The following is a 20,672-nucleotide window of genomic DNA, read 5'->3' on the forward strand; positions in this document are numbered from 1 at the left end:
CACTAGAAGATCGCGTCAGCGCTTCCTCCCGCCCGCGGTGGCCTTCAGGTAGTCGTGGTTGAGGCGGCCGATGACGTCCAGCGGGATGCCCTTCGGGCAGGCGGCGGTGCACTCGCCGGTGTTGGTGCAGCCGCCGAAGCCCTCCGCGTCGTGGGTGTCCAGCATGGACACGACCCGGTCCCAGCGCTCCGGCTGGCCCTGCGGCATCAGCCCGAGGTGGGTGACCTTCGCGCCGAGGAACAGGGCGGCCGAGCCGTTCGGGCAGGCCGCGACGCACGCGCCGCAGCCGATGCACTCGGCGGCCTCGAACGCCTGGTCGGCGTCCGGCTTCGGGACGGGCGTCGCGTGCGCCTCCGGCGCGGTGCCGGTCGGCGCGGTGATGTAGCCGCCCGCCTGGATGATCCGGTCGAACGCGGACCGGTCGACGACGAGGTCCTTCACCACCGGGAACGCGGCGGCGCGCCACGGCTCGACGTCGATGACCTCGCGGTCCTTGAACTTGCGCATGTGGAGCTGGCACGTGGTGGTGGCGCGCTCCGGGCCGTGCGGGGTGCCGTTGATGACGAGGGAGCACATGCCGCAGATGCCCTCGCGGCAGTCGTGGTCGAACGCCACCGGGTCCTCGCCGGACGCGATGAGCTTCTCGTTGAGGACGTCCAGCATCTCCAGGAACGACGCGTCGGGGGAGATGTCGTCGAGCTCGTACTCGACCATCGCGCCCTTGTCCTCGGGACGGCGCTGGCGCCAGACGCGCAGTGTGAGCTTCATTATTTGTACGACCTCTGGGTCGGCTTGACGTATTCGAATTCGAGGGCCTCCTTGTGGAGGACGGGCCGTCCGTCCTCACCGGCCCATTCCCAGGCGGCGACGTAGGAGAACCCGTCGTCGTCGCGCTTGGCCTCGCCGTCGTCGTCCTGGCTCTCGGCGCGGAAATGGCCGCCGCAGGACTCGGTGCGGTGCAGCGCGTCGATCACCATCAGCTCGGCCAGCTCGAAGAAGTCGGCGACGCGGCCTGCCTTCTCCAACTGCTGGTTCAGCTCCTCGCCCTTGCCGGTGACCTTGACGCGCGTCCAGAACTCCTTGCGCAGCTCGGGGATGAGGGAGAGCGCCTTGCGCAGCCCCTCCTCGGTGCGCTCCATTCCGCAGTACTCCCACATGATGTGGCCGAGTTCCCGGTGGAAGGAGTCGACGGAACGGTCCCCGTCGATCGACAGCAGTTTCTCGATGCGGGTCCGGACCCTTTCCTCCGCCTCGGCGACGGCGCTCTCGGCGACCGGACCGAGGGCGTTGCGGGCGATGTAGTCGCCGATGGTGTTCGGCAGGACGAAGTAGCCGTCCGCCAGGCCCTGCATCAGCGCGGACGCCCCGAGCCTGTTCGCGCCGTGGTCGGAGAAGTTCGCCTCCCCGATGACGAACAGCCCCGGAATGGTCGACTCCAGGTCGTAGTCCACCCACAGCCCGCCCATCGTGTAATGGACGGCCGGGTAGATGCGCATCGGCGTGTCGTACGGGTTCTCGCCGGTGATGCGCTCGTACATCTCGAAGAGGTTGCCGTATTTCGCCTCGACCTTGTCGCGGCCGAGCCGGTCGATGGCGTCCGCGAAGTCGAGGTAGACGCCGAGCCCGCCGGGGCCGACGCCGCGCCCTTCGTCGCACACGTTCTTCGCGGCGCGGGACGCGATGTCGCGCGGCACGAGGTTCCCGAACGACGGGTAGATGCGCTCCAGGTAGTAGTCGCGCTCGTCCTCGGGAATGTCGGCGGGCTTCCGCGTGTCCCCGCCCTTCTTCGGCACCCAGACGCGGCCGTCGTTGCGCAGCGACTCCGACATGAGCGTCAGTTTCGACTGGTGGTCGCCGCTCACCGGAATGCACGTCGGGTGGATCTGCGTGTAGCACGGATTGGCGAAGAGCGCGCCGTGCCGGTGCGCCCGCCACGACGCGGTGACGTTCGACCCCATCGCGTTCGTCGACAGGAAGTACACGTTGCCGTAGCCGCCGGACGCCAGCACCACCGCGTCCGCCGTGTGGTGCTCGATCTCGCCGTTGATCAGGTTCCGGACGACGACGCCGCGCGCCCGCCCGTCCTCCATGATCAGGTCGAGCATCTCGTGCCGCGGGTGCAGCTCCACGTTCCCGGCCTCGACCTGCCGCATCAGCGCCTGGTACGCGCCGAGCAGGAGCTGCTGCCCGGTCTGGCCGCGGGCGTAGAAGGTGCGGGAGACCTGCGTCCCGCCGAAGGAGCGGTTGTCGAGCAGGCCGCCGTACTCGCGGGCGAACGGGACGCCCTGCGCGACGCACTGGTCGATGATGTTCCGCGAGATGTCGGCGAGCCGGTACACGTTCGACTCCCGGGACCGGAAGTCGCCGCCCTTCACCGTCTCGTAGAACAGCCGGTACACGCTGTCGCCGTCGTTGCGGTAGTTCTTCGCGGCGTTGATCCCGCCCTGCGCGGCGATCGAGTGCGCGCGGCGCGGCGAGTCCTGGAAGCAGAACTGGACGACGTGGTACCCGGCCTCGCCGAGCGTCGCCCCGGCCGCGCCGCCGGCCAGCCCGGTGCCGATGATGATGATCTTCTTCTTGCGCTTGTTGGCCGGGTTGACCTGCTTGGCGTCGAACTTGCGGGTCGTCCAGCGGTCCTCGATCGGGCCCGCCGGGGCCTTCGCGTCGGCGATCGGCGCACCGGAGTCGTGGAAGTCGTCGTACATGATCAGCTCACCCACCCGAACGTGATGGACAGGGGGACGGACACGAAGCCCAGCGTCACCAGCGCGGCGACCGTCCCCGCGAGGCCGCGCAGCGCCCGCTCCCTGCGCGGCGTGCGCAGCCCGAGCGTCTGGAACGCGCTCCAGATGCCGTGGTTGAGGTGCAGGCCGACGAGCACGAGCGCGACGACGTACCAGACCGTGATGTACCAGCGGGACGGGTCGAAGTCGGCGACCATGCGCTCGTAGGGGGTGGCGTCGGAGCCCTTGGGGTTGACGACGAAGAACGTGAGGTCCAGCAGGTGCCAGACGACGTAGACGGCGATGATGACGCCGCCGTACCGCATCGTGCGGGCTGCGTACCCCTGCGCGTGCGACTTCTTCTTCGACTGGTACTTCACCGGCCGCGCCGCCGAGGCGCGGCGCGCGAGCGACACCGCCGACCACATGTGCAGGACGACCGACACGCCCAGCACCACCTCGATGAGCGTCAGCACCGTCCGGCGCGGCACCGCGGGCTCGCCCATCGTGCGCAGCCACTCCGCGTAGTGGTTGAAGTCCTCCGCCCCGAGGAAGATCTTCAGGTTCCCGACCATGTGCGCGACCAGGTACAGCACGAGGACGCCGCCGGTCACGGCCATGACGGCCTTCTTGCCGACGGTCGTCCGGTAGATCGCAGGTATCGCTACAGCCACGACCCGCACGTTAGGCAGACGGGACTGGATACTTCCAAGTCATCGGCACACTCGTTTCCATAGCCGCAGGCTATGAGCGCAAGCAGCAGGGACTTTGGTCCCGATTCGGACATACGCCCAGGTGAGAGACCTCACAGTGCCTGCCCAGGGGGCGACCCCCTGGAACCCCCGTTGCTCGCGAGGGGCCGTTTCCCGAATCGCGGTCGCTCTCGGGAAACGGCCCCTCGCTCGGCGGGTCGGGCGACCTCCGGCCTTGGCGGCCTCCGGCCGCCCGACCCGTGGCCTGGTCAGCGGTGGCCGACCGCGTTCGGGTCGTGGGTGAGGAGGAGGACGGCGAGGTCGTCGGCGAGGACGTCGCCGTTGAGGCGCTCGACCTCGGTGACCAGCTCGTCTATGAGGCCGCGGCCGGTGGCGCCGGAGGCGCGGGCGGTGCGGGCCAGCTCGACCAGGCCGTCCGTGCCGAGGCGGTCGGAGCCCTGGCCGACCCGCCCCTCGATCAGGCCGTCGGTGTAGAGCATCAGGCCCCAGGACTCGCCGAGGTCGATCTCGGTGGTCGGCCACTCCGCGCCGGGCACGAGGCCGAGCGCGGGGCCGTGCGCGTACTCGGGGAGGGCGCTGACCTCGGAGCCGCCGGGGCCCATGCGGAACAGCAGCGGGGCCGGGTGCCCGGCGAGGTGCATCCGCGCGGTCCGCCGGGACGGCGCGATCGTGATCATGCACAGCGTGGTGAAGATCTCCTCGTTGCGCCGCTCGTGCCCGAGGACGGTGTCGAGCGTGCCGAGGAGCTGGTCGCCGGTGTGCCCGGCGAGGACGAGCGTCCGCCACGCCATCCGGAGCTGGACGCCGAGCGCCGCCTCGTCCGGGCCGTGCCCGGCCACGTCGCCGATCATCAGGTGGACGGCGCCGCCCTCGGTCTGCACGGTGTCGTAGAAGTCGCCGCCGAGCAGCGCGCGGCGCCGCCCGGGGCGGTAGCGGGTGTGGTGGCGCAGCGCCGGGTCGTCGATCAGCGGGACGGGCAGCAGGCCGCGCTCCAGCCGGGCGTTCTCGCGGCCGAGGATGCGTGCCTCCACGAGTCGGCGTTCGGTGTCCTCCGAACGCTTGCGCTCGATCGCGTAGCGCACGGCGCGGGCCAGCAGCGGCGCGTCGACCTCCTGCTTGACCAGGTAGTCCTCGGCGCCGGCGGCGACCGCGCGGACGCCGAGGTGGGCGTCGTCGAGGCCGGTCAGGACGACCACGGCGGCGGCGCCGGACATCGCGAGCACCTCGCGGAGCCCGTCCAGCCGGTCGATGCCCGGGGTGGACAGGTCGACGATGATGCACTGGACGCGCCGGGTCAGCGCGCGGCGCGCCGCGGCCAGGTCGGCGGCGACGGTGATCCCCGCGTCCATGCCGGTCTCGGCGAGCATCTTCTCGACCATGCTGACGTCGGCGGGGTCGTCGTCGATGAGGAGCAGGTCGACCCTGTCCTCGGTGCCCGCTGCGAAGGGGCGCGTCTGATGGCTGATGGTGCTCACAAGGCTTCCGCGAAGTCGGGCTGTCGACGGCACTGGCAACGGCCGGGCGTCCCGCGTTTATTCCCGCGGCTGGTACTGCGGCCGCGGGGGAGCGGTACAGGCCGCGCCGGGGAAGCGGCGTTGGCCTAGCCGCCGGGGTCCCGGCTCAAGGAGTGGATGATCACCACTCCGTCGGTTCGACCCTAGCGCGTCCAGGCCGCCTGACGCACCCCTGGAACGCGACCGCGGCCCGGTTTTCGGACAGTCCGGAACACATCGGCGCAGGCGAAAAACCAGTCGAACTTCGGACGATCGGCTGCATAACCTTCGTCGAGTGAAGTCGTTGCCGGAGAAAGATCCTGGCAGTCCCGGCCACGCCGTACGAGGGGGAGCCTCCCCTCGCTCCGCCCACCGCGGATCCCCCGCCCGATACCTGCTGTGGCTGCTGCGCGTCCAATGGCGCAGTTGCGCCGCCGGCGCGGCGCTCGGCGTGGTCTGGATGCTCAGCCAGGCCCTGATGCCCGCCGCACTCGGCCGCGCCATCGGCGACGGCGTCGCGGCGCGGGACGAGCACGCCCTGCTCGGGTGGGCGGGCGCGCTGCTCGCGCTCGGCGTCGCGCAGGCGGTGAGCGGTGCGTTCCGGCACCGGCTCGCCGTGTACAACTTCCTGGCCGCCGCCTACCGGACGATCCAGGTCGTCACCCGGCGGTCCACCCGCCTCGGCGGGACGCTGCCGAAGCGGCTGAGCGCGGGCGAGGTGGTCAGCATCGGCCTGTCGGACGTCTCGCACATCGGCGACGCCCTCGACATCGTGTCGCGCGGGACGGGCGCCGTCGTCGCGATCTTCGCGGTGGCCGGCATCCTGCTGTCGGCGTCGCCGCCCCTCGGGCTGATCGTGCTGGTGGGCGTCCCGCTGATCCTGGTGATCGCGGCGCCGCTGCTGCGCCCGTACCGCGACCGCGCGCTGGAGCACCGCGAGCTGGTCGGCGAGCTGACCACGCACGCCACCGACGTCGTCGCGGGCCTGCGGGTGCTGCGCGGCATCGGCGGCGAGGCGCTGTTCTCCGGCCGCTACCGGGCCGAGTCGCAGCGGGTGCGCGCGGCCGGGGTGGCGGCGGCGCGGGCCGAGACGCGGATGAACGCCGCCGAGGTGCTGCTGCCCGGCCTGCTGATCGCGCTCGTCACCTGGGTCGGCGCCCGGTTCGCCGCGCGCGGGACGATCGGCGTCGGCGAGCTGGTCTCGTTCTACGGGTACGCGGTGTTCCTGATCGTCCCGCTGAAGACGCTCGGCGAGGCCGCCGGGAAGATCACCAAGGGGCTGGTGGCGGCGGGCCGGGTGACGGCGCTGCTGTCCATCGAGCCCGAGCTGCCGGCCGCCGGGACGCTTCGTCCGACGGCGGACGCGGAGCTGGTCGACATCGCGTCCGGGCTGATCGTGCGGCCGGGCCGGGTCACCGCGGTCGCTGCGGCCGACCCGCTGGACGCGCAGGCCGTCGCCGACCGGCTCGGCCGGTACGCGCCTGGCGAGGTCGACTTCGGCGGCGTCCCGCTGCACGCGGTCGCGGACGTCCGGGAGCGCGTCCTGGTCGCGGTCAACGAGGACCGGCTGTTCTCCGGGCCGCTGCGCGAGTGCCTCGCGCCGGACGGCGACGAGGCGGCGCTGCGGGCGGCCGTCCGCGCCGCGTGCGCCGAGGACGTCGTCGGCTCCGTCGGGCTGGACGCGCACGTCGCCGAGGCGGGGCGCGAGTTCTCCGGCGGGCAGCAGCAGCGCCTCCGCCTGGCGCGGGCGCTCGTCGCCGACCCGGACGTCCTGATCCTGGTGGAACCGACCAGCGCGGTGGACGCGCACACCGAGGCGCGCATCGCCGAGCGGCTCGGCCCGGCGCGCGCGGGACGCACCACCGTCGTCTGCACGACGAGCCCGCTCGTCCTGGACCGCGCCGACCACGTCGTGTACCTCCACGGCGGCAAGGTCGTCGCGGAGGGGACCCACCGCGACCTGCTGGCGGCCGAACCCCGCTACGAGGCCACGGTGACCCGAGGCGAGACCATCACCACCGAGACGGCCAGTACGGAGAGGGCGGGGACGTGAGCGCCGAGACGCTGCCGGTCGCGAACCCGGCGCAGGTCCGCGCGTACGCGCGGCGGCTCGTCGTGCGGCATCCGCGGCACCTCGCCGCGGTGCTCTCCCTGCACGCGCTCGCCGCCGTGACGGGACTCGTCACGCCGCGGCTGCTCGGCGCGCTCGTCGAGGACGTCCGGGACGGCCGCGCCGCGATCGACACGACCGGCCTCGCGATCGCCGCGTTCGTGATCGTCCAGGGCGTGCTGACCCGGTACGCCTACCTGGAGTCCGCGCGGCTGGGCGAGCGGGTGCTCGCCGAGCTGCGGGAGGAGTTCGTCGACCGCGTCCTCGCGCTGCCGCTGTCGCGGGTCGAGCGGGCGGGCACCGGCGACCTCGTCACCCGCGCGTCCCGGGACGTGGACACGCTGAGCACGTCCGTCAGGTACGCCATGCCGGAGACGCTGGTCGCGCTGGTCGTCACCGGGTTCACGGTCGGGGCGCTGGTGCTGAACGGCCCGCTCGTGGCGCTGCCCGCGCTCGTCGGCGTCCCGCTGCTGTGGACGGTGATGCGCTGGTACCTGCCCCGCGCGCACGGCGGCTACCTGCGCGAGAACGCCTCCTGGTCGCGGATCGCGGACGGCCTCACCGAGACCGTCCAGGGCGCGCGGACGGTCGAGGCGCTCGGCCTCGCGGACCGCCGCCACGCCCGCGGCGACGCCGACATCGCGGCCTCCTACAAGGTCGAGCGGTACACGCTGCGGCTGCGCACGGTGCTGTTCCCGGTCGCCGAGATGGCGTTCGTGCTGCCGGTCGTGTCGACGCTGGTCGTCGGCGGCTACCTCTACATCCACGACATGGCGACGCTGGCGCAGGTGACGGCCGCGACCCTGTACGCCCAGCAGTTGATCGAGCCGGTGGACACGGTGCTGTCCTGGCTGGACGAACTGCAACTCGGCGGTGCCTCCCTCGCCCGCCTGCTCGGCGTTGGGGAGGTCCCGCCAGACCGGGCGGCCAACGGAGGCCGGAAGGCTGCGGGGGAGCGGTTGACGGCGCGGGACGTGAGCTACGCGTACCGTCCGGGGCAGGACGTCCTGCACGGCGTCGACCTCGACCTGAGACCCGGGGAGCGGCTCGCGATGGTCGGGCCGAGCGGGGCGGGCAAGTCCACGCTCGGCCGCCTCCTCGCCGGGGTCGACGGCCCGCGCTCGGGCGCCGTCACGGTCGGCGGCGTGCCGCTGGTCGAGCTGCCCCTGGACGACCTGCGCGGACATGTGGCGCTCGTCACCCAGGAGCACCACGTGTTCCGCGGCACGCTCCGCGAGAACCTCGTGATGGCGCGGCCGGGCGCGTCCGACGCGGAGGTCGGGCGGGTCCTCGCGGCGGTCGACTGGGACGGCCCCGGCCTCGACACGGCCGTCGGGTCCGGCGGCGAGACGCTGTCGCCCGCGCAGGCGCAGCAGCTCGCGCTGGCGAGGCTCGTCCTCGCGGACCCGCACACGCTCGTCCTGGACGAGGCGACGTCCCTGCTCGACCCGCGCGCCGCGCGCCGCCTGGAGCGCTCGCTCGCCGCCGTCCTGGACGGCCGGACCGTCGTCGCGATCGCGCACCGCCTGCACACCGCGCACGACGCCGACCGCGTCGCCGTGGTCGAGGACGGCCGGATCACCGAGCTCGGCGCCCACGACGAGCTGATCGCCGCGGACGGCTCCTACGCCGCGCTCTGGCGCTCCTGGCACGGCGCCTGAGCGCGGCTCACTCCCGCCGGGCCCGGTCGGACAGGCGCAGGAAGTCGTTCACCCCGATCGCCCCGAGGATCGGCCGGACCGCGGCGGGCACCGCCCGCCGCGTCTCGTCGTGGACGATCCTCGGGTCGGTCAGGTGGATCCGCTCGCCCCGCGTCACCAGGTCGCAGCCGCCCGCGGCGACCACGTTCCGCACCCAGTCCGACTCCGGGCCGTAGGTGAGCGCCGCGACGTAGCCGCCCGGCTCGCGGAAGACGTTGATCGGCGTCCGGTACACGCGCCCGGACCGGCGCCCCCTGTGCAGGACAATCCCGAACCCGGGCAGGCGCGCCGCGAACGGTTCGGTCACCTTGTTGGTCGCCACCCGGTTGACACGGGCCACGAATCCCGGGATCGGCACGGCCATCACCCTTTCGGAGGTCTTTCGAGGTCAGCGCGCCAGCGCGCTCTTCAGGAAGTCGACCTGCAGATGGAGGAGGTTCTCCGCGACGACCTCCTGCGACGTCATGTGCGTGACGCCCGACAGCGGGAGCACGGTGTGCGGGCGCCCGGCCGCGAGCAGCGCCGACGACAGCCGGAGCGTGTGCGCCGCGACGACGTTGTCGTCCGCCAGCCCGTGGATGACCATCAGCGGGCGCTTCAGCTCCCCGGCCATCCCGATCAGCGAGTTCGCCTCGTAGTTCTCCGGCTCCTCGTCGGGGTGGCCGAGGTAGCGCTCGGTGTAGTGGGTGTCGTACAGGCGCCAGTCGGTGGGCGGGGCCCCCGCGACGGCGGCGTGGAAGACGTCCGGGCGGCGCAGCACCGCGAGCGCGGCGAGCCAGCCGCCGAACGACCAGCCGCGGATGCCGACCCGGTCGAGGTCGAACGCGGCCGGGTTGCGGCGGGCCGCCTCGATCAGCGCGGTGATCTGGTCGTCCAGGACGGGTTCCACGAAGTCGCCGCGGATCGCGCGGTCCCAGCCCGGGCCGCGGCCGGGGGTGCCGCGGCCGTCCGCGATCACCACGGCGAAGCCCTGGTCGGCGAGCCACTGCGGCTCGCAGTACATCCGCTGGACGGCGAGCACGCGCTGCGCGCCCGGACCGCCGTAGGGGTCGACGAGCACGGGCAGCTTCCCGTCGCCCGGCTGCCACCCGGACGGCAGCACCACGGCGGTGCGGATCTCGTTGTCGCCGGAGCGCAGCAGCTCCACCTTCGGCGTGATCACCGGGGTCTCCGCCAGCGAGGCGACCGGGTGCGTCCCGGCCGGCGTCCGCACCTCGACCTCCGAGCCCGGCCGGTCCAGCCGCGCGCCCGTCACGACCGTGATCTCGCCGGACCGGGTGCCGCCGAACACGCCCGCGCCCTCGGTCAGCCGGGTCACCTCGCCCGCCGCGACGGAGTAGAGGTGGACCTCGGTCGGCTCCGCCGAGCCGGTGAACAGGATCGAGTCGCCCTCCACGCCGAGGACCGACCGCACCTGGAGCCCGGCGGGCGTGACCGGCTCGCCCGCGACGGTCAGCCGCCGCGTCTCGGCCGCGCGGTCCTCGGTGACCCAGACGAGGTCGCCCGCGTCCGTCCGGGCGGGCAGCCCGTGGACGATCTCCGTCCAGTCGGAATCGTGCTCGTTGTGCAGCAGCACCGTCTCGCCGTTGGACGGGTCGACCCGCAGCACCCGCTGCGACCGCTGGTCCCGCGGCTGGACGACGATCAGCAGGCCGTGCCGGTCCCACGCGGCGGTGACGACGTAGGGGAACTCGCCGCGGTCCCAGGCGACGGCGACCCGGTCGCCCTCCACGGTGAACAGCACGAGCGACACCAGCGCGTTCGGGGTGCCCGCGCCCGGATACGCGATCTCGGTCGGCGCCGTCTCCGGGTTCGCGGGGTCGGCGATGTGCCAGCGCTGGACGGGCGTCTCGTCGACGCGGGAGACGAGCAGCGTCCCGCCGTCGGGGGACCACCAGTGGCCCCGCATCCGGCCCATCTCCTCCGCCGCGACGAACTCGGCGAGGCCGTAGGAGACCTGGGCGGACTCCGGCTGGACGAGCGCCCGGTCGCCGGTCCCGTCGATCTCGATGATCCGCAGCGTCCGTCCCGACACGTAGGCGATGCGCCGCCCGGCCGGGTCGGGACGCGGGTCGAACACCGGCGCCTGCGCGGGCAGGTCGCGGACGAGCCCGGTGTCGAAGTCCGCGACGTAGAGGCGGCCGCCCAAGGTGAAGACGGCCTGTCGCATCGCCCGGTCGGTCGCGTAGCCGACGATGCCGCCCGCCTGCTCGCGGGCCCGCTCGCGCCGGGCCCGCTCCTCGGCGGGCAGGTTCTCCTCGCCGGGGACGTCGAGGCCCGCCGGGTCGGCGACGCAGCGCTCCTCCCCGGTGCCGGTGTCCAGCGTCCACAGGCAGGTCACCGGGTCGTCGCCCGCCCGCGTGCGCAGGAAGGCGACGCGCGTCCCGTCCGGGGCGATCTGGAAGGCGCGCGGGACGCCGAGGCTGAACCGTCGCGTGCGGGCGCTCTGCCGCGGATAGCTGATGCTCATGAAACCGAGTCTGCCAGGCTGGAACGGCGGCGCGCCGGGGCCCTCTGCCCCTATGATCACGGGTCGTCGCGGGGCGGCCGCGGAATGAGCGGTGCCCCGGTCCAGGCTCGCGTAAGCTCAAAGCTTCCCCAAGCACATTTCGTCACCGCGGTCGAGGAGTGGTCAATGCCGGAGCTGCAGCCGGGAGATCCCCGGCGGCTTGGCTCGTACGAGATCGTCGAGCGGCTCGGCGAGGGCGGGCAAGGAGTCGTCTACGCCGGGGTCGACGCCTCCGGGAACAAGGCCGCCATCAAACTGCTGCGCGCCGACCTGGCCGTCGACACGATGGCGCGCAACCGGTTCGTCCGCGAGGCGCAGGCCGCCAAGCAGGTCGCGCGGTTCTGCACCGCGCAGGTCCTGGAGGCCGACGTCGCGGGCGACCAGCCCTACATCGCCAGCGAGTACGTGCCGGGTCCGTCCCTGTACGCGCAGGTCACCGAGGGCGGCCCGATCTCCGGCGCGGCATTGGACCGGCTCGCGATCGGCACCGCGACCGCGCTGGTCGCGATCCACCAGGCCGGGATCGTGCACCGCGACTTCAAGCCGCACAACGTCATCATGGCGCCGGACGGGCCGCGGGTGATCGACTTCGGCATCGCGCGCGCCTTCGACACCGGCCAGACCAACGCGACCAAGGCGATCGGGACGCCGTCCTACATGGCCCCCGAGCAGGTCGCGGGCGCCGCCCTCACCGAGGCCGTGGACGTGTGGGCCTGGGCCACCACGATCGTGTTCGCCGCGACCGGGCGCCCGCCGTTCGGCGACGACACCGTCGTCGCGGTGATCAACCGGGTGATGCACGAGCCGCCGTCGCTGGAGGGCGTCCCCGCCGACCTGCACCGCCTGATCGCCGCGTGCCTGGTCAAGGAGCCGGAGCGGCGGCCGACCGCGCAGCAGCTCATGATGGCGCTGATCGGCAGCGGTCCCGGCGGTCCGGGCGCCGTCGGCGCCGCCGGAGCCGCCGGGGCCCTCGGGCAGACCCGGATGGACGACCCGGCCCAGGCGACCTCGATGCTCGCCGAGGGCTCGACGCTCGCCGCGGGCGGCCTGCCCGCCGCGGCGGCCGCCGCCGGGGCGACCCGGCGGGTGTCGCCCGCCGACTACACCGGCAACCTGCCGCCCGCGCGCCCCCCGTACGGCGGCGGCGCCCCGCCCGGACGCGGCCGCTATGACAACTGGGAGCCCGAGCGCAAGTCCAAGTGGCCGATCCTCGCGGCCGTCGCCGCGATCGCCGCGCTCGCGATCATCGTCGGCGTCTTCATGGCGACCCGGCACGACAACACGCCGGCCGGCCCGGCGACGCCGTCCATCAGCGACTCCCCGTCGGTCTCGGAGACCCCGACCGAGGAGCAGCCCACCGAGCCGACGCCCACCCGCACGCGCACCCGCCAGAACACGCCCCCGCCGCAGACGCCCACCCCCACCAACACCCCCACTGACGAGGGCACGCCGACGAACACCCCGACCGAGACGCCGACCGAGACCCCGACGACCGGCAGCACGGGCGGCAGCACCGGCGGACCGGGCGGCGGCGGTGGCGGAGGCGGTGGTGGCGGCGGTGGCGGCGCCGGCACGGGCGCCGGCGGCCTCGGCACCGGCGACTGATCACGGCGCCGGACGACACGGCGGGCAGGGCGGTCACCACCGGCGGTCCATGCCCTGAGTAGGCTCGTTGACTATGAAGGAGCCGCGGATCCTGTTCGTCCATGCCCATCCGGACGACGAGTCCATCGGGACCGGGGCGACCATGGCCAAGTACGCAGCCGAGGGAGCCCACGTCGTTCTCGTCACGTGCACGCTGGGCGAGGAGGGCGAGGTCATCCCCGAGGAGCTGCGCCACCTCGCGTCCGACAAGGAGGACCGGCTCGGCGAGCACCGCATCGGCGAGCTCGCCGCCGCGTGCGCGGCGCTCGGCGTCCGCGACCACCGGTTCCTCGGCGGACCCGGGCGCTGGCGCGACTCCGGCATGATGGGCGCGCCGACGAACGACGACCCGCGCTGCTTCTGGCAGGCCGACGTCGACACCGCCGCCCGCGACCTCGTCCCGGTGATCAGGGAGCTGCGCCCGCACGTGATCGTCACCTACGACGAGCGCGGCAACTACGGCCACCCCGACCACATCCAGGCGCACCGCGTCGCGCGCCGCGCGTTCGAGCTGGCCGCCGACCCGTCCCACGAGGACGGCGCCGAGCCCTGGCGGGCCGCCAAGTTCTACGCCTACGCCACGCCGCGGACCGTCCTCGCCCGCGCCATCGCCGTGATGCGCGAGGCGAAGCTCCCCTTCGCCCGCGTCGCCGGACTGGACGAGCTCGGCTCCGGCGTCCCCGACGGCGAGGTCACCACGGTCGTCGACGCCCGCGCCCACCTCCCCGCCAAACTCGCCGCGCTCCGCGCCCACCGCACCCAGATCACCGTCGCCCCCGAACAGGTGGGCCCGTTCTTCGCCCTGTCGAACAACCTGGGCCAACAGGCGTTCGGCACGGAGTACTTCATCCTCCAGACAGGCGACCTGGGCCCCCTAGGCCAAGGCAGGAGAGAAACAGGACTGTGTTAGCCCAGGGGGGCGACCCCCTGGAACCCCCGTCACTCGCGAGGGGCCGTTTTCCCGAGTCCGCGTTCGCGGCTCGGGAAAACGGCCCCTCGCTCGGCGGGTCGTGCGGCCTCCGGCGCTGGGGCGCCTCCGGCCGCCCGCCCCGTGGCCCCGGCTGGGCTTGGTCGGGGGCGCCGGTTGGGGTGGGGCCGATACGCTGGTGGGGTGGACGAGGACGACGAGACAGGGGTGAGCCTGGCCAAGGGCTCGCCGCCCGCCGAGGCGCGGCCGGACGGCGAGGGGCCGCTCGACGCGGTCGTGTCCGGCGCCGGTTACGCGGCGCTCGGCCTGCTCGGCGGCGTGGTCGGCCTGCTCGGCTCGTTCGCCCAGGGCTGGACGCCCTGGGACGTCCCGATAGCGGCGGTGGCCTTCGTGGCACTGGTGTTCGCCATGGTGCGGCTGGCGGGCCACGGGATGGGCGGACGAATCGGCGCGGCGGTCCCCGCAGTGGTCTGGGTCGTCGTCGTCCTGATCATGTCCACGCGCCGCCCCGAGGGCGACCTGGTAGTCCCAGGCACCCTGGCGGGATACGTCTACATCATCGGCGGCCTGGTAGCCGCGACGTTCGGCGTGATGCGAGTCCCCGCAGCGAACCCGCCCGGCCAATGGCTCCTAGGCAAAACCCCCCGCCTCCACGACAAGTAGCCCCAGCCACGGCCCCGCGCAAAGGCCCCGACCAAGCCCGCGCGCAGTTAGCCCCGCCACGGTCGCGTGCACAAATTGGCCCAGCCACGGGCACGGGGCGGGCGGCCGGAGGCGCCCCAGCGCCGGAGGCCGCACGCCCCGCCGAGCGAGGGGCCGTTTCCCGAGCCGCGAACGCGGACTCGGGAAACGGCCCCTCGCGAGCAACGGGGGTTCCAGGGGGTCGCCCCCCTGGGCTAATGAGCCAGTGTTGCGGGTTCTTTGTCTAGGTTTGCGGTCCTGCTTGAGTTGTGGCCCTTGAGGGTCAGGCAGGCTGCGGCGCTTAGCAGGATCACCGCTATCGGGACGATCATCGTCGGCTTCATGGCGTGGACGAAGCCGTGCGAGAACACCTGGCCTGCCACTTCCTGGACGCGGTGCGCCACGTTCGGCGGGACGCCCGGCGGCAGTTGCTGTTTCGCGCCGCTCTGGCCGGCACCGACCTCCAGGCCGCCCTTGGCGGCCTGCGCGAAGCCCTGGACGAAGCCGGGGCGGACGTCGGGCGGGAGGGCGGTCGAGCGGGTCGCCGCCTCGTCCCGCAGGGACGAGGCGAGCTGGTTCTGCAGGACCGCGCCGACCGCCGCGCTGCCGAGGACGGAGCCGACCTGCCGGATCGTGTTGTTCACGCCGGACGCGGCCCCGGCGAGCCGCGGCGGGACGTTGCGCGTCGCCTCGGTCGCCATCGGGGCGAACACGCCGCCGATGCCGATGCCGGAGATGACGAGCGGCGGGATGAACGCCGTCCAGTCGGTCCCGACGCCCGCGACGGCGACCAGCCAGAGCATGCCGACGGCGTAGAGGGTGAGCCCGGCCATCAGGATGAACTTGCCGCCGATGCGGTCGGACAGGCGTCCGGCGACGGGCGCGAGGAACATCGACATCAGCGAGGACGGCGCCATCACGAGCCCGGCCTTGAGGGCGCTGAACCCGAGCACCGACTGCATGTAGATCGTCATCGGCAGGAACATGCCGATCATGCCGACCGACACGGCCGCGCCGACGAAGTTCAGGATCGTGAAGTTGCGGTCCTTGAAGAGGGAGAACGGGACGAGCGGCTCGCCGTCCTGGCGTCCGCGCTGGTGCAGGACGAAGATCACGAAGAGGACGAGGCCGCCGCCGATGAGGGCCCAGATGCCGGTGTTCCAGTCGTACTTCTGGCCCTCGGTCAGCGCGAACACGAAGCAGAACAGGGAGGCGGACGCCAGCACGACGCCGACCACGTCGAACTTGTGCCGGACGGTCCGGGTGTGCCCCGGCAGGATCGGCACGGCCATGGCCAGCACGAGGACGCCGATCGGCAGGTTCACGAAGAAGATCCACCGCCAGTCGAGGCTGGTGACGAGCAGGCCGCCGACGGTGGGCCCGGCGATCGTGGACACCCCGGCGACCGCGCCCCACACGCCGAGCGCGGCGCCGCGCCGCTCGGCCGGGAACACGCTGATGATCATCGACATGGTCTGCGGCATCAGCAGCGCGGCGCCGAGCCCCTGCACGGCGCGGGCGGCGATCAGCTGGACCGGGTCCTGCGCGACGCCGCACGCGAGGCTGGACAGTGTGAACAACGCCACACCGGCGATGAACAGGTTCTTCTTGCCCCACAGGTCGCCGAGCCTGCCCGCGGTGATCAGCAGGACGGCGAGCACCAGGATGTAGGCGTTGACGACCCAGAGCACCTCGTCCAGCGAGGCGTCCAGCTTGTCGATCATGCTCGGGATGGCGATGTTGACGATCGTCAGGTCGAGCAGCGTCATGAAGAAGCCGAGCGACAGCGTCAACAGGATCGCCCAGGGGTTTCCACGCCATCTACTCATCGGTTCCTGCCTTTCTGGGGGACGACCCCCGAGCCCCCGAGGGGGGAGCCGACGATCCGCCGGTCATCGGTTCCCCGGTCGTGCGGCGTGCTTCGTAGTCGTGGTGGAGCGCGTGCTCGTCCGGCGGGTGACAGGTCGTCACACCCTCGTGGTCCTCCCAGGTGAGGCGGCCGGACTCCAGGTCGTCGGCGAGCGCGCGGGTGAAGTCGAGCTCGGCCCGCACCCGGGTGATCAGCCATTCCTGGTCGAGCAGTTTGTAGCGTTCTAGGCCGGTCTTCAGCAGCGCGTCGTTCGCCGTCTGGTGCCCGGCGAGCAGGGCCTCCAGCGCGACGACCCGGTGCCGCAGCTGCCGCGCGACCTCCGCCTCGGGGAGCAGGTTGACGAACGCCAGCGCGGTGCCGAACAGCGGGAACTCCTCGGCGGGCCGCGCGAGCAGCTCGGCGAGCCTGATGTGGGCGGCGTCGCGTCCGGCGCTCGTCACCGCGTACACGGTGCGCTCGGGGCGGCGGCCCGTCCGGCTCGTCTCCAGCGGCTCGATCAGGTGGGCCGCGGAGAGCCGCTCCACCGAGTGGTAGAGCGACCCGTGCGTGATCTTGACGGCCTGGTCGTAGGCGTGGTCGCGGATGCGCTGCTGCATCTCGTACGGGTGCATGGGCCCGTCGCACAGCATGCGCAGGACGGTCAGCGCGAGCGGTGTGAGGGGTCGGGACATGACGACGGCCTTCGGTCGATGTCGATTAGTCCACGTAGACTAATCCATCTAGATGGCTGTCTGGAAATCACTTTCTTAGTCGGACAATTCTCCCAGGTCATCAGGGGTATTCGGAACGTGCCTAGCGGACGGCGTCCACCGAGTTCGCCGCGCCGTTCCGGGTCACGTAGTCGCCGACGCGGTCCTCGCGGACGGCCGTGAACAGCGACCGGAGCCCATCATCGTCCAGGAGTACGACACTTTGCCCGCCGCGCTCCCCGAGCCTGCCGACCGGGGCCGTCAGGTACTCCATCAGCGACGTGCCGAGCAGCCGCTGCGCCAGCCCGCGCAGCGTCCCGGACGAGACCGAGTCGTCCACCGTCACCGACCGGCTCGCCGCCCGCACGAACCGGTCGATCTTGATCGGGTTGCGGGTGCTGAGGGCCTTCTCCGACAGCGCGTGCAGGAACGCCTGCTGCCGCTTGATCCGGTCGAGGTCCCCGGCCGGGAGGTTCCAGCGCTGCCGGACGAAGTCCAGCGCCGCGACGCCGTTCAGGTGCTGGCGGCCGGCCTTCCACGTCCGGTCGTGCTTCGGGTCGTGGGTCTGCTTGGTGACGGTGACGTCCACGCCGCCGAGCGCGTCCGTCATCGTGACGAAGCCGTTGAAGTCCAGCGCCGCGTAGTGGTCGATCCGCACCGAGGTCAGGGACTCCACCGTCCGGATCAGCAGTTGCGGCCCGCCGTAGGAGAACGCCGCGTTGATCTTCGTGGTGCCGTGTCCGGGGATCGGCACCCAGGAGTCGCGGGGGATCCCGATCACCGACACGCGGTCGCCGCGCCCGGACATGTGCACGACCATGATCGTGTCGGCCCGCGCGCCCATCGAGGGCAGGTCGGCGCGCCGGTCGGAGCCGATCAGCAGCCAGTTCTCGCCGCGTCCGGACGCGGGCCTGCCGTGCTCGTTCGGCAGCGCCCCGGAGATCCGCCGCACCCCGCCGTCGTAGGCGCGCTGCAACAGGTAGAGACCGCCCGCCGCCAGCAGCAGGACGCTGAGCGCGATCCCGCCGCAGCCGATGGCCACCCGGCGTCTACTCCTGTTCCGCAGCATCCTTCCACCCTCCACACGAGGGCGGGCGCGCCCGCCGCGCCGGGCGGGCCGCGGACGACTCTTTGACGAGATTCGAGTTCGCTCTGAAGATCGCCGGGAAACGCGAAGGGGGCGCCGCCGGGCTTCGTTGACCGGCCGCGCCCCCTTCCGAGCCCCCTCGCGCCTCACCCCTTGAGGGCGATCTCCAGCTGGTCGAGGGCCCAGTCCAGCTCGTCGCGCTCGATCACGAGCGGCGGAGCGAGGCGGAGCGTGGTCTCGTGCGTCTCCTTGACGAGGACGCCCAGCTCCATCAGCCGCTCGCTCACCGGACGCGCCGCGCCGTGCAGCTCGACGCCCGCCCAGAGGCCGCGTCCCCGGATCTGCCGGGCGACGTCGGACGGCAGCCGCCCGAGCCGCTCGTGCATGTGCGCGCCGAGCGTCCTGGAGCGTTCCTGGTACTCGCCGGTCTTCATCATGGCGACGACCTCGCGCCCGATGGCGCAGGCGAGCGGGTTGCCGCCGAACGTGGACCCGTGCTGCCCCGGCCGGAACACCCCGAGGACGTCGCGGTCCGCGACGACCGCCGAGACGGGCACGATCCCGCCGCCGAGCGCCTTGCCGAGGATGTAGACGTCCGGGACGACGCCGTCGTGCTCGCACGCGAAGGTGTCGCCGGTGCGGCCGAGGCCCGACTGGATCTCGTCCGCGATCATCAGCGAGCCGTTGGCGGTGCACAGGTCGCGCACCGCCTGAAGGAACCCGCTCGGCGGGACGTTCACGCCCGCCTCGCCCTGGATCGGCTCGACGAGCACGCCGACCGTGTTGTCGTCCATCGCGGCCCGGAGCGCCTCGACGTCCCCGTACGGGACGGTCCGGAACCCCGGCGTGTAGGGCCCGTAGGAGTCCTTGGCGTCGGCGTCGGTGGAGAAGCTGACGATCGTGGTCGTCCGGCCGTGGAAGTTGCCCTCGAACGTGACGATGTTCGCCTGGCCGTCCGGGACGCCCTTGACCTCGTACCCCCACTTGCGGGCGGTCTTCAGCGCGGTCTCGACGCCCTCGGCGCCGCTGTTCATGGGCAGCACCATGTCCTTGCCGCACAGCTCGGCCAGCTCGGTGACGAACGGCCCGAAGTTGTCGTGGTCGAACGCGCGGCTGACGAGGGTCACGCGGTCCATCTGGCGCTTGGCGGCGGCGGTGAGGCGCGGGTTGCGGTGGCCGAAGTTGACCGCCGAGTACGCCGCCAGCATGTCGAGGTAGCGGCGCCCCTCGACGTCGGTCAGCCATACGCCGTCCGCCTCGGCGACCACGATCGGGAGCGGGTGGTAGTTGTGCGCGCTGTGCTCGTCGGACATCGCGCGGAGTTCCTCGGTCGGCGTCACGGCGCTCCTTCGCGGCTCGGGCCCGGGCCGCGAAGGTCCGGGCATACCTGGGACACCGGACGTCGGTCCGGTGCCGGGGGGAGGGGCCGGACAGGTCAGGCTGGCCGCCGGTCCACAATCCAGCGTATGTTCGGATACGACCGTCGACCAATGACGAAAACCGACTTAGGGGGTGTTATTTGTTGCGTCTTGACGACCTGGACCGGCGAATCGTTGCGCGCCTCCTGGAGGACGGCCGGGCCTCCTACGCGCAGATCGGCGCGAAGGTCGGGCTGTCCGCCCCGGCGGTGAAGCGGCGCGTCGACCGGCTCCGCGCGGACGGCGTGATCAACGGCTTCGCCGCCGTCGTCGACCCGGCCGCGCTCGGCTGGACGACCGAGGCGTTCATCGAGATCTTCTGCACGGGGGCGACGTCCCCGGAGGAGATCTACTCAAGCGTCCGCGGCCATCCGGAAGTCGTCGCGGCGTACACGATCAGCGGGGACGCGAGCGCCCTCGTCCACGTGCGGGCGCGCGACATCCAGCACCTGGAGCAGGCCCTCGAACGGCTCCGCCGGGAGGACAACATCACCGCGACGAAGACGGCGATCGTGCTGTCGCGGCTGATCGGCCGTCCGATCGACGCCCCCTCGCATCCGAACGGCGGCACTACCGGGGAGTAGGGTGCCCGGCATGCGCTTCGCGACCGCCGACCTCATCGACGACTTCGGGGACGAGCTCCGCAGCTGCGAGACCCAGTTCCGGCTGTACGGCGGGCGGACGGCGTTCGCGGGCCGGGTGGCGACCGTGCGCTGCCACCGCGACAACGGCCTCGTGAAGAGGCTGCTCAACACGCCGGGCGAGGGCCGCGTCCTGGTCGTGGACGGCGCCGGGTCGCTGGCGTCCGCGCTGCTCGGCGACATGATCGCCGGGGCGGCGGTGGCGAACGGCTGGTCCGGCGCGGTGGTCCACGGGGCCGTCCGGGACGTGGCCGCGCTGCGCGCCCTGGACCTCGGGGTGAAGGCCCTCGGCTCCAACCCGCGCAAGAGCGCGAAGGACGGCGCGGGCGAGGTGGACGTCCCGGTGGTTTTCGGCGGCGTCGAGTTCGGTCCGGGGGACTGGCTTTACAGCGACGAGGACGGGATCGTGGTGGCCGGTCGCGATCTGCTCGATCGGCGCCCGCCGGACTGACCTGGGTGAATTGTC

General features: G+C 72.6%; 17 protein-coding genes. 7 read left to right on the top strand and 10 right to left on the bottom strand.

Features of this window, described 5'->3' with window-relative positions; genetic code table 11:
* Positions 1–15: 15 nt before the first annotated feature.
* The 4 genes from FXF65_RS18520 to FXF65_RS18535 all read right to left on the bottom strand — a co-directional run bounded on the left by FXF65_RS18520 (position 16) and on the right by FXF65_RS18535 (position 4,911).
* Positions 16–768, bottom strand: coding sequence for a succinate dehydrogenase/fumarate reductase iron-sulfur subunit (locus tag FXF65_RS18520; protein ID WP_148351226.1), 753 nt, complete (start codon positions 766–768; stop codon positions 16–18).
* Positions 768–2,705 carry a fumarate reductase/succinate dehydrogenase flavoprotein subunit gene (locus tag FXF65_RS18525; protein WP_148351569.1) on the bottom strand — a complete coding sequence of 646 codons (1,938 nt, stop codon included), beginning with the start codon at positions 2,703–2,705 and terminating at the stop codon, positions 768–770. Before FXF65_RS18525 ends, FXF65_RS18520 begins: the two co-directional genes overlap by 1 nt.
* 2 nt (positions 2,706–2,707) lie before the next feature.
* Positions 2,708–3,397, bottom strand: a complete 690-nt coding sequence (locus FXF65_RS18530) for a succinate dehydrogenase cytochrome b subunit (RefSeq protein ID WP_148351227.1) — start codon at positions 3,395–3,397, stop codon at positions 2,708–2,710.
* Between the two features lie 287 nt (positions 3,398–3,684).
* Positions 3,685–4,911: a PP2C family protein-serine/threonine phosphatase gene (locus FXF65_RS18535; protein ID WP_246198912.1), complete on the bottom strand. Its 1,227-nt coding sequence runs from the start codon at positions 4,909–4,911 to the stop codon at positions 3,685–3,687.
* A gap of 313 nt (positions 4,912–5,224) precedes the next feature.
* Between FXF65_RS18535 and FXF65_RS18540 the strand changes: the two genes are divergently transcribed.
* Both FXF65_RS18540 and FXF65_RS18545 read left to right on the top strand, forming a co-directional pair.
* On the top strand, positions 5,225–6,982 hold the full coding sequence (locus tag FXF65_RS18540) for an ABC transporter transmembrane domain-containing protein (protein ID WP_246198916.1): 1,758 nt from the start codon (positions 5,225–5,227) through the stop codon (positions 6,980–6,982).
* Positions 6,979–8,700: an ABC transporter ATP-binding protein gene (locus FXF65_RS18545; protein ID WP_148351229.1), complete on the top strand. Its 1,722-nt coding sequence runs from the start codon at positions 6,979–6,981 to the stop codon at positions 8,698–8,700. The genes FXF65_RS18540 and FXF65_RS18545 overlap by 4 nt, the downstream gene beginning before the upstream one ends.
* A gap of 7 nt (positions 8,701–8,707) precedes the next feature.
* On the opposite strand, the gene FXF65_RS18550 is transcribed toward FXF65_RS18545, so the two are convergent.
* The gene (locus tag FXF65_RS18550) at positions 8,708–9,097 is read right to left on the bottom strand and encodes a nitroreductase family deazaflavin-dependent oxidoreductase (RefSeq protein ID WP_222868632.1); all 390 of its coding nucleotides are present in this window, start codon (positions 9,095–9,097) and stop codon (positions 8,708–8,710) included.
* A gap of 30 nt (positions 9,098–9,127) precedes the next feature.
* Positions 9,128–11,209, bottom strand: coding sequence for a S9 family peptidase (locus FXF65_RS18555; RefSeq protein ID WP_148351231.1), 2,082 nt, complete (start codon positions 11,207–11,209; stop codon positions 9,128–9,130).
* Positions 11,210–11,374: 165 nt separating this feature from the next.
* On the opposite strand from FXF65_RS18555, the gene FXF65_RS18560 reads away from it, so the two are divergent.
* From FXF65_RS18560 to FXF65_RS18570, 3 genes are all read left to right on the top strand, one after another.
* Positions 11,375–12,853 (top strand): serine/threonine-protein kinase, encoded by a 1,479-nt coding sequence (locus FXF65_RS18560; protein WP_148351232.1) that lies wholly within the window; start codon positions 11,375–11,377, stop codon positions 12,851–12,853.
* 73 nt (positions 12,854–12,926) lie between these two features.
* Complete coding sequence (gene mshB, locus FXF65_RS18565) at positions 12,927–13,802, top strand: N-acetyl-1-D-myo-inositol-2-amino-2-deoxy-alpha-D-glucopyranoside deacetylase (protein ID WP_148351233.1); 876 nt, start codon at positions 12,927–12,929, stop codon at positions 13,800–13,802.
* Positions 13,803–14,003: 201 nt separating this feature from the next.
* A complete protein-coding gene (locus FXF65_RS18570; RefSeq protein WP_148351234.1) occupies positions 14,004–14,483 on the top strand; it encodes a DUF6113 family protein in 480 nt (159 codons plus the stop codon).
* A gap of 233 nt (positions 14,484–14,716) precedes the next feature.
* On the opposite strand, the gene FXF65_RS18575 is transcribed toward FXF65_RS18570, so the two are convergent.
* The 4 genes from FXF65_RS18575 to rocD all read right to left on the bottom strand — a co-directional run bounded on the left by FXF65_RS18575 (position 14,717) and on the right by rocD (position 19,532).
* Positions 14,717–16,330 (bottom strand): DHA2 family efflux MFS transporter permease subunit, encoded by a 1,614-nt coding sequence (locus tag FXF65_RS18575; protein WP_148351235.1) that lies wholly within the window; start codon positions 16,328–16,330, stop codon positions 14,717–14,719.
* The gene (locus FXF65_RS18580; protein WP_148351236.1) at positions 16,323–17,042 is read right to left on the bottom strand and encodes a PadR family transcriptional regulator; all 720 of its coding nucleotides are present in this window, start codon (positions 17,040–17,042) and stop codon (positions 16,323–16,325) included. Before FXF65_RS18580 ends, FXF65_RS18575 begins: the two co-directional genes overlap by 8 nt.
* A gap of 121 nt (positions 17,043–17,163) precedes the next feature.
* Complete coding sequence (locus tag FXF65_RS18585; RefSeq protein ID WP_148351237.1) at positions 17,164–18,129, bottom strand: LCP family protein; 966 nt, start codon at positions 18,127–18,129, stop codon at positions 17,164–17,166.
* Between the two features lie 164 nt (positions 18,130–18,293).
* Positions 18,294–19,532 carry an ornithine--oxo-acid transaminase gene (gene rocD, locus FXF65_RS18590; protein ID WP_187412376.1) on the bottom strand — a complete coding sequence of 413 codons (1,239 nt, stop codon included), beginning with the start codon at positions 19,530–19,532 and terminating at the stop codon, positions 18,294–18,296.
* A gap of 137 nt (positions 19,533–19,669) precedes the next feature.
* Between rocD and FXF65_RS18595 the strand changes: the two genes are divergently transcribed.
* Together FXF65_RS18595 and rraA are read left to right on the top strand one after the other, a co-directional pair.
* Positions 19,670–20,149 carry an Lrp/AsnC family transcriptional regulator gene (locus FXF65_RS18595; RefSeq protein WP_067905618.1) on the top strand — a complete coding sequence of 160 codons (480 nt, stop codon included), beginning with the start codon at positions 19,670–19,672 and terminating at the stop codon, positions 20,147–20,149.
* A gap of 10 nt (positions 20,150–20,159) precedes the next feature.
* Positions 20,160–20,657 (top strand): ribonuclease E activity regulator RraA, encoded by a 498-nt coding sequence (rraA, locus tag FXF65_RS18600; protein WP_148351239.1) that lies wholly within the window; start codon positions 20,160–20,162, stop codon positions 20,655–20,657.
* Positions 20,658–20,672 lie beyond the last annotated feature (15 nt).

The organism is Actinomadura syzygii (assembly GCF_008085905.1).
Taxonomy (GTDB): domain Bacteria; phylum Actinomycetota; class Actinomycetes; order Streptosporangiales; family Streptosporangiaceae; genus Spirillospora; species Spirillospora syzygii.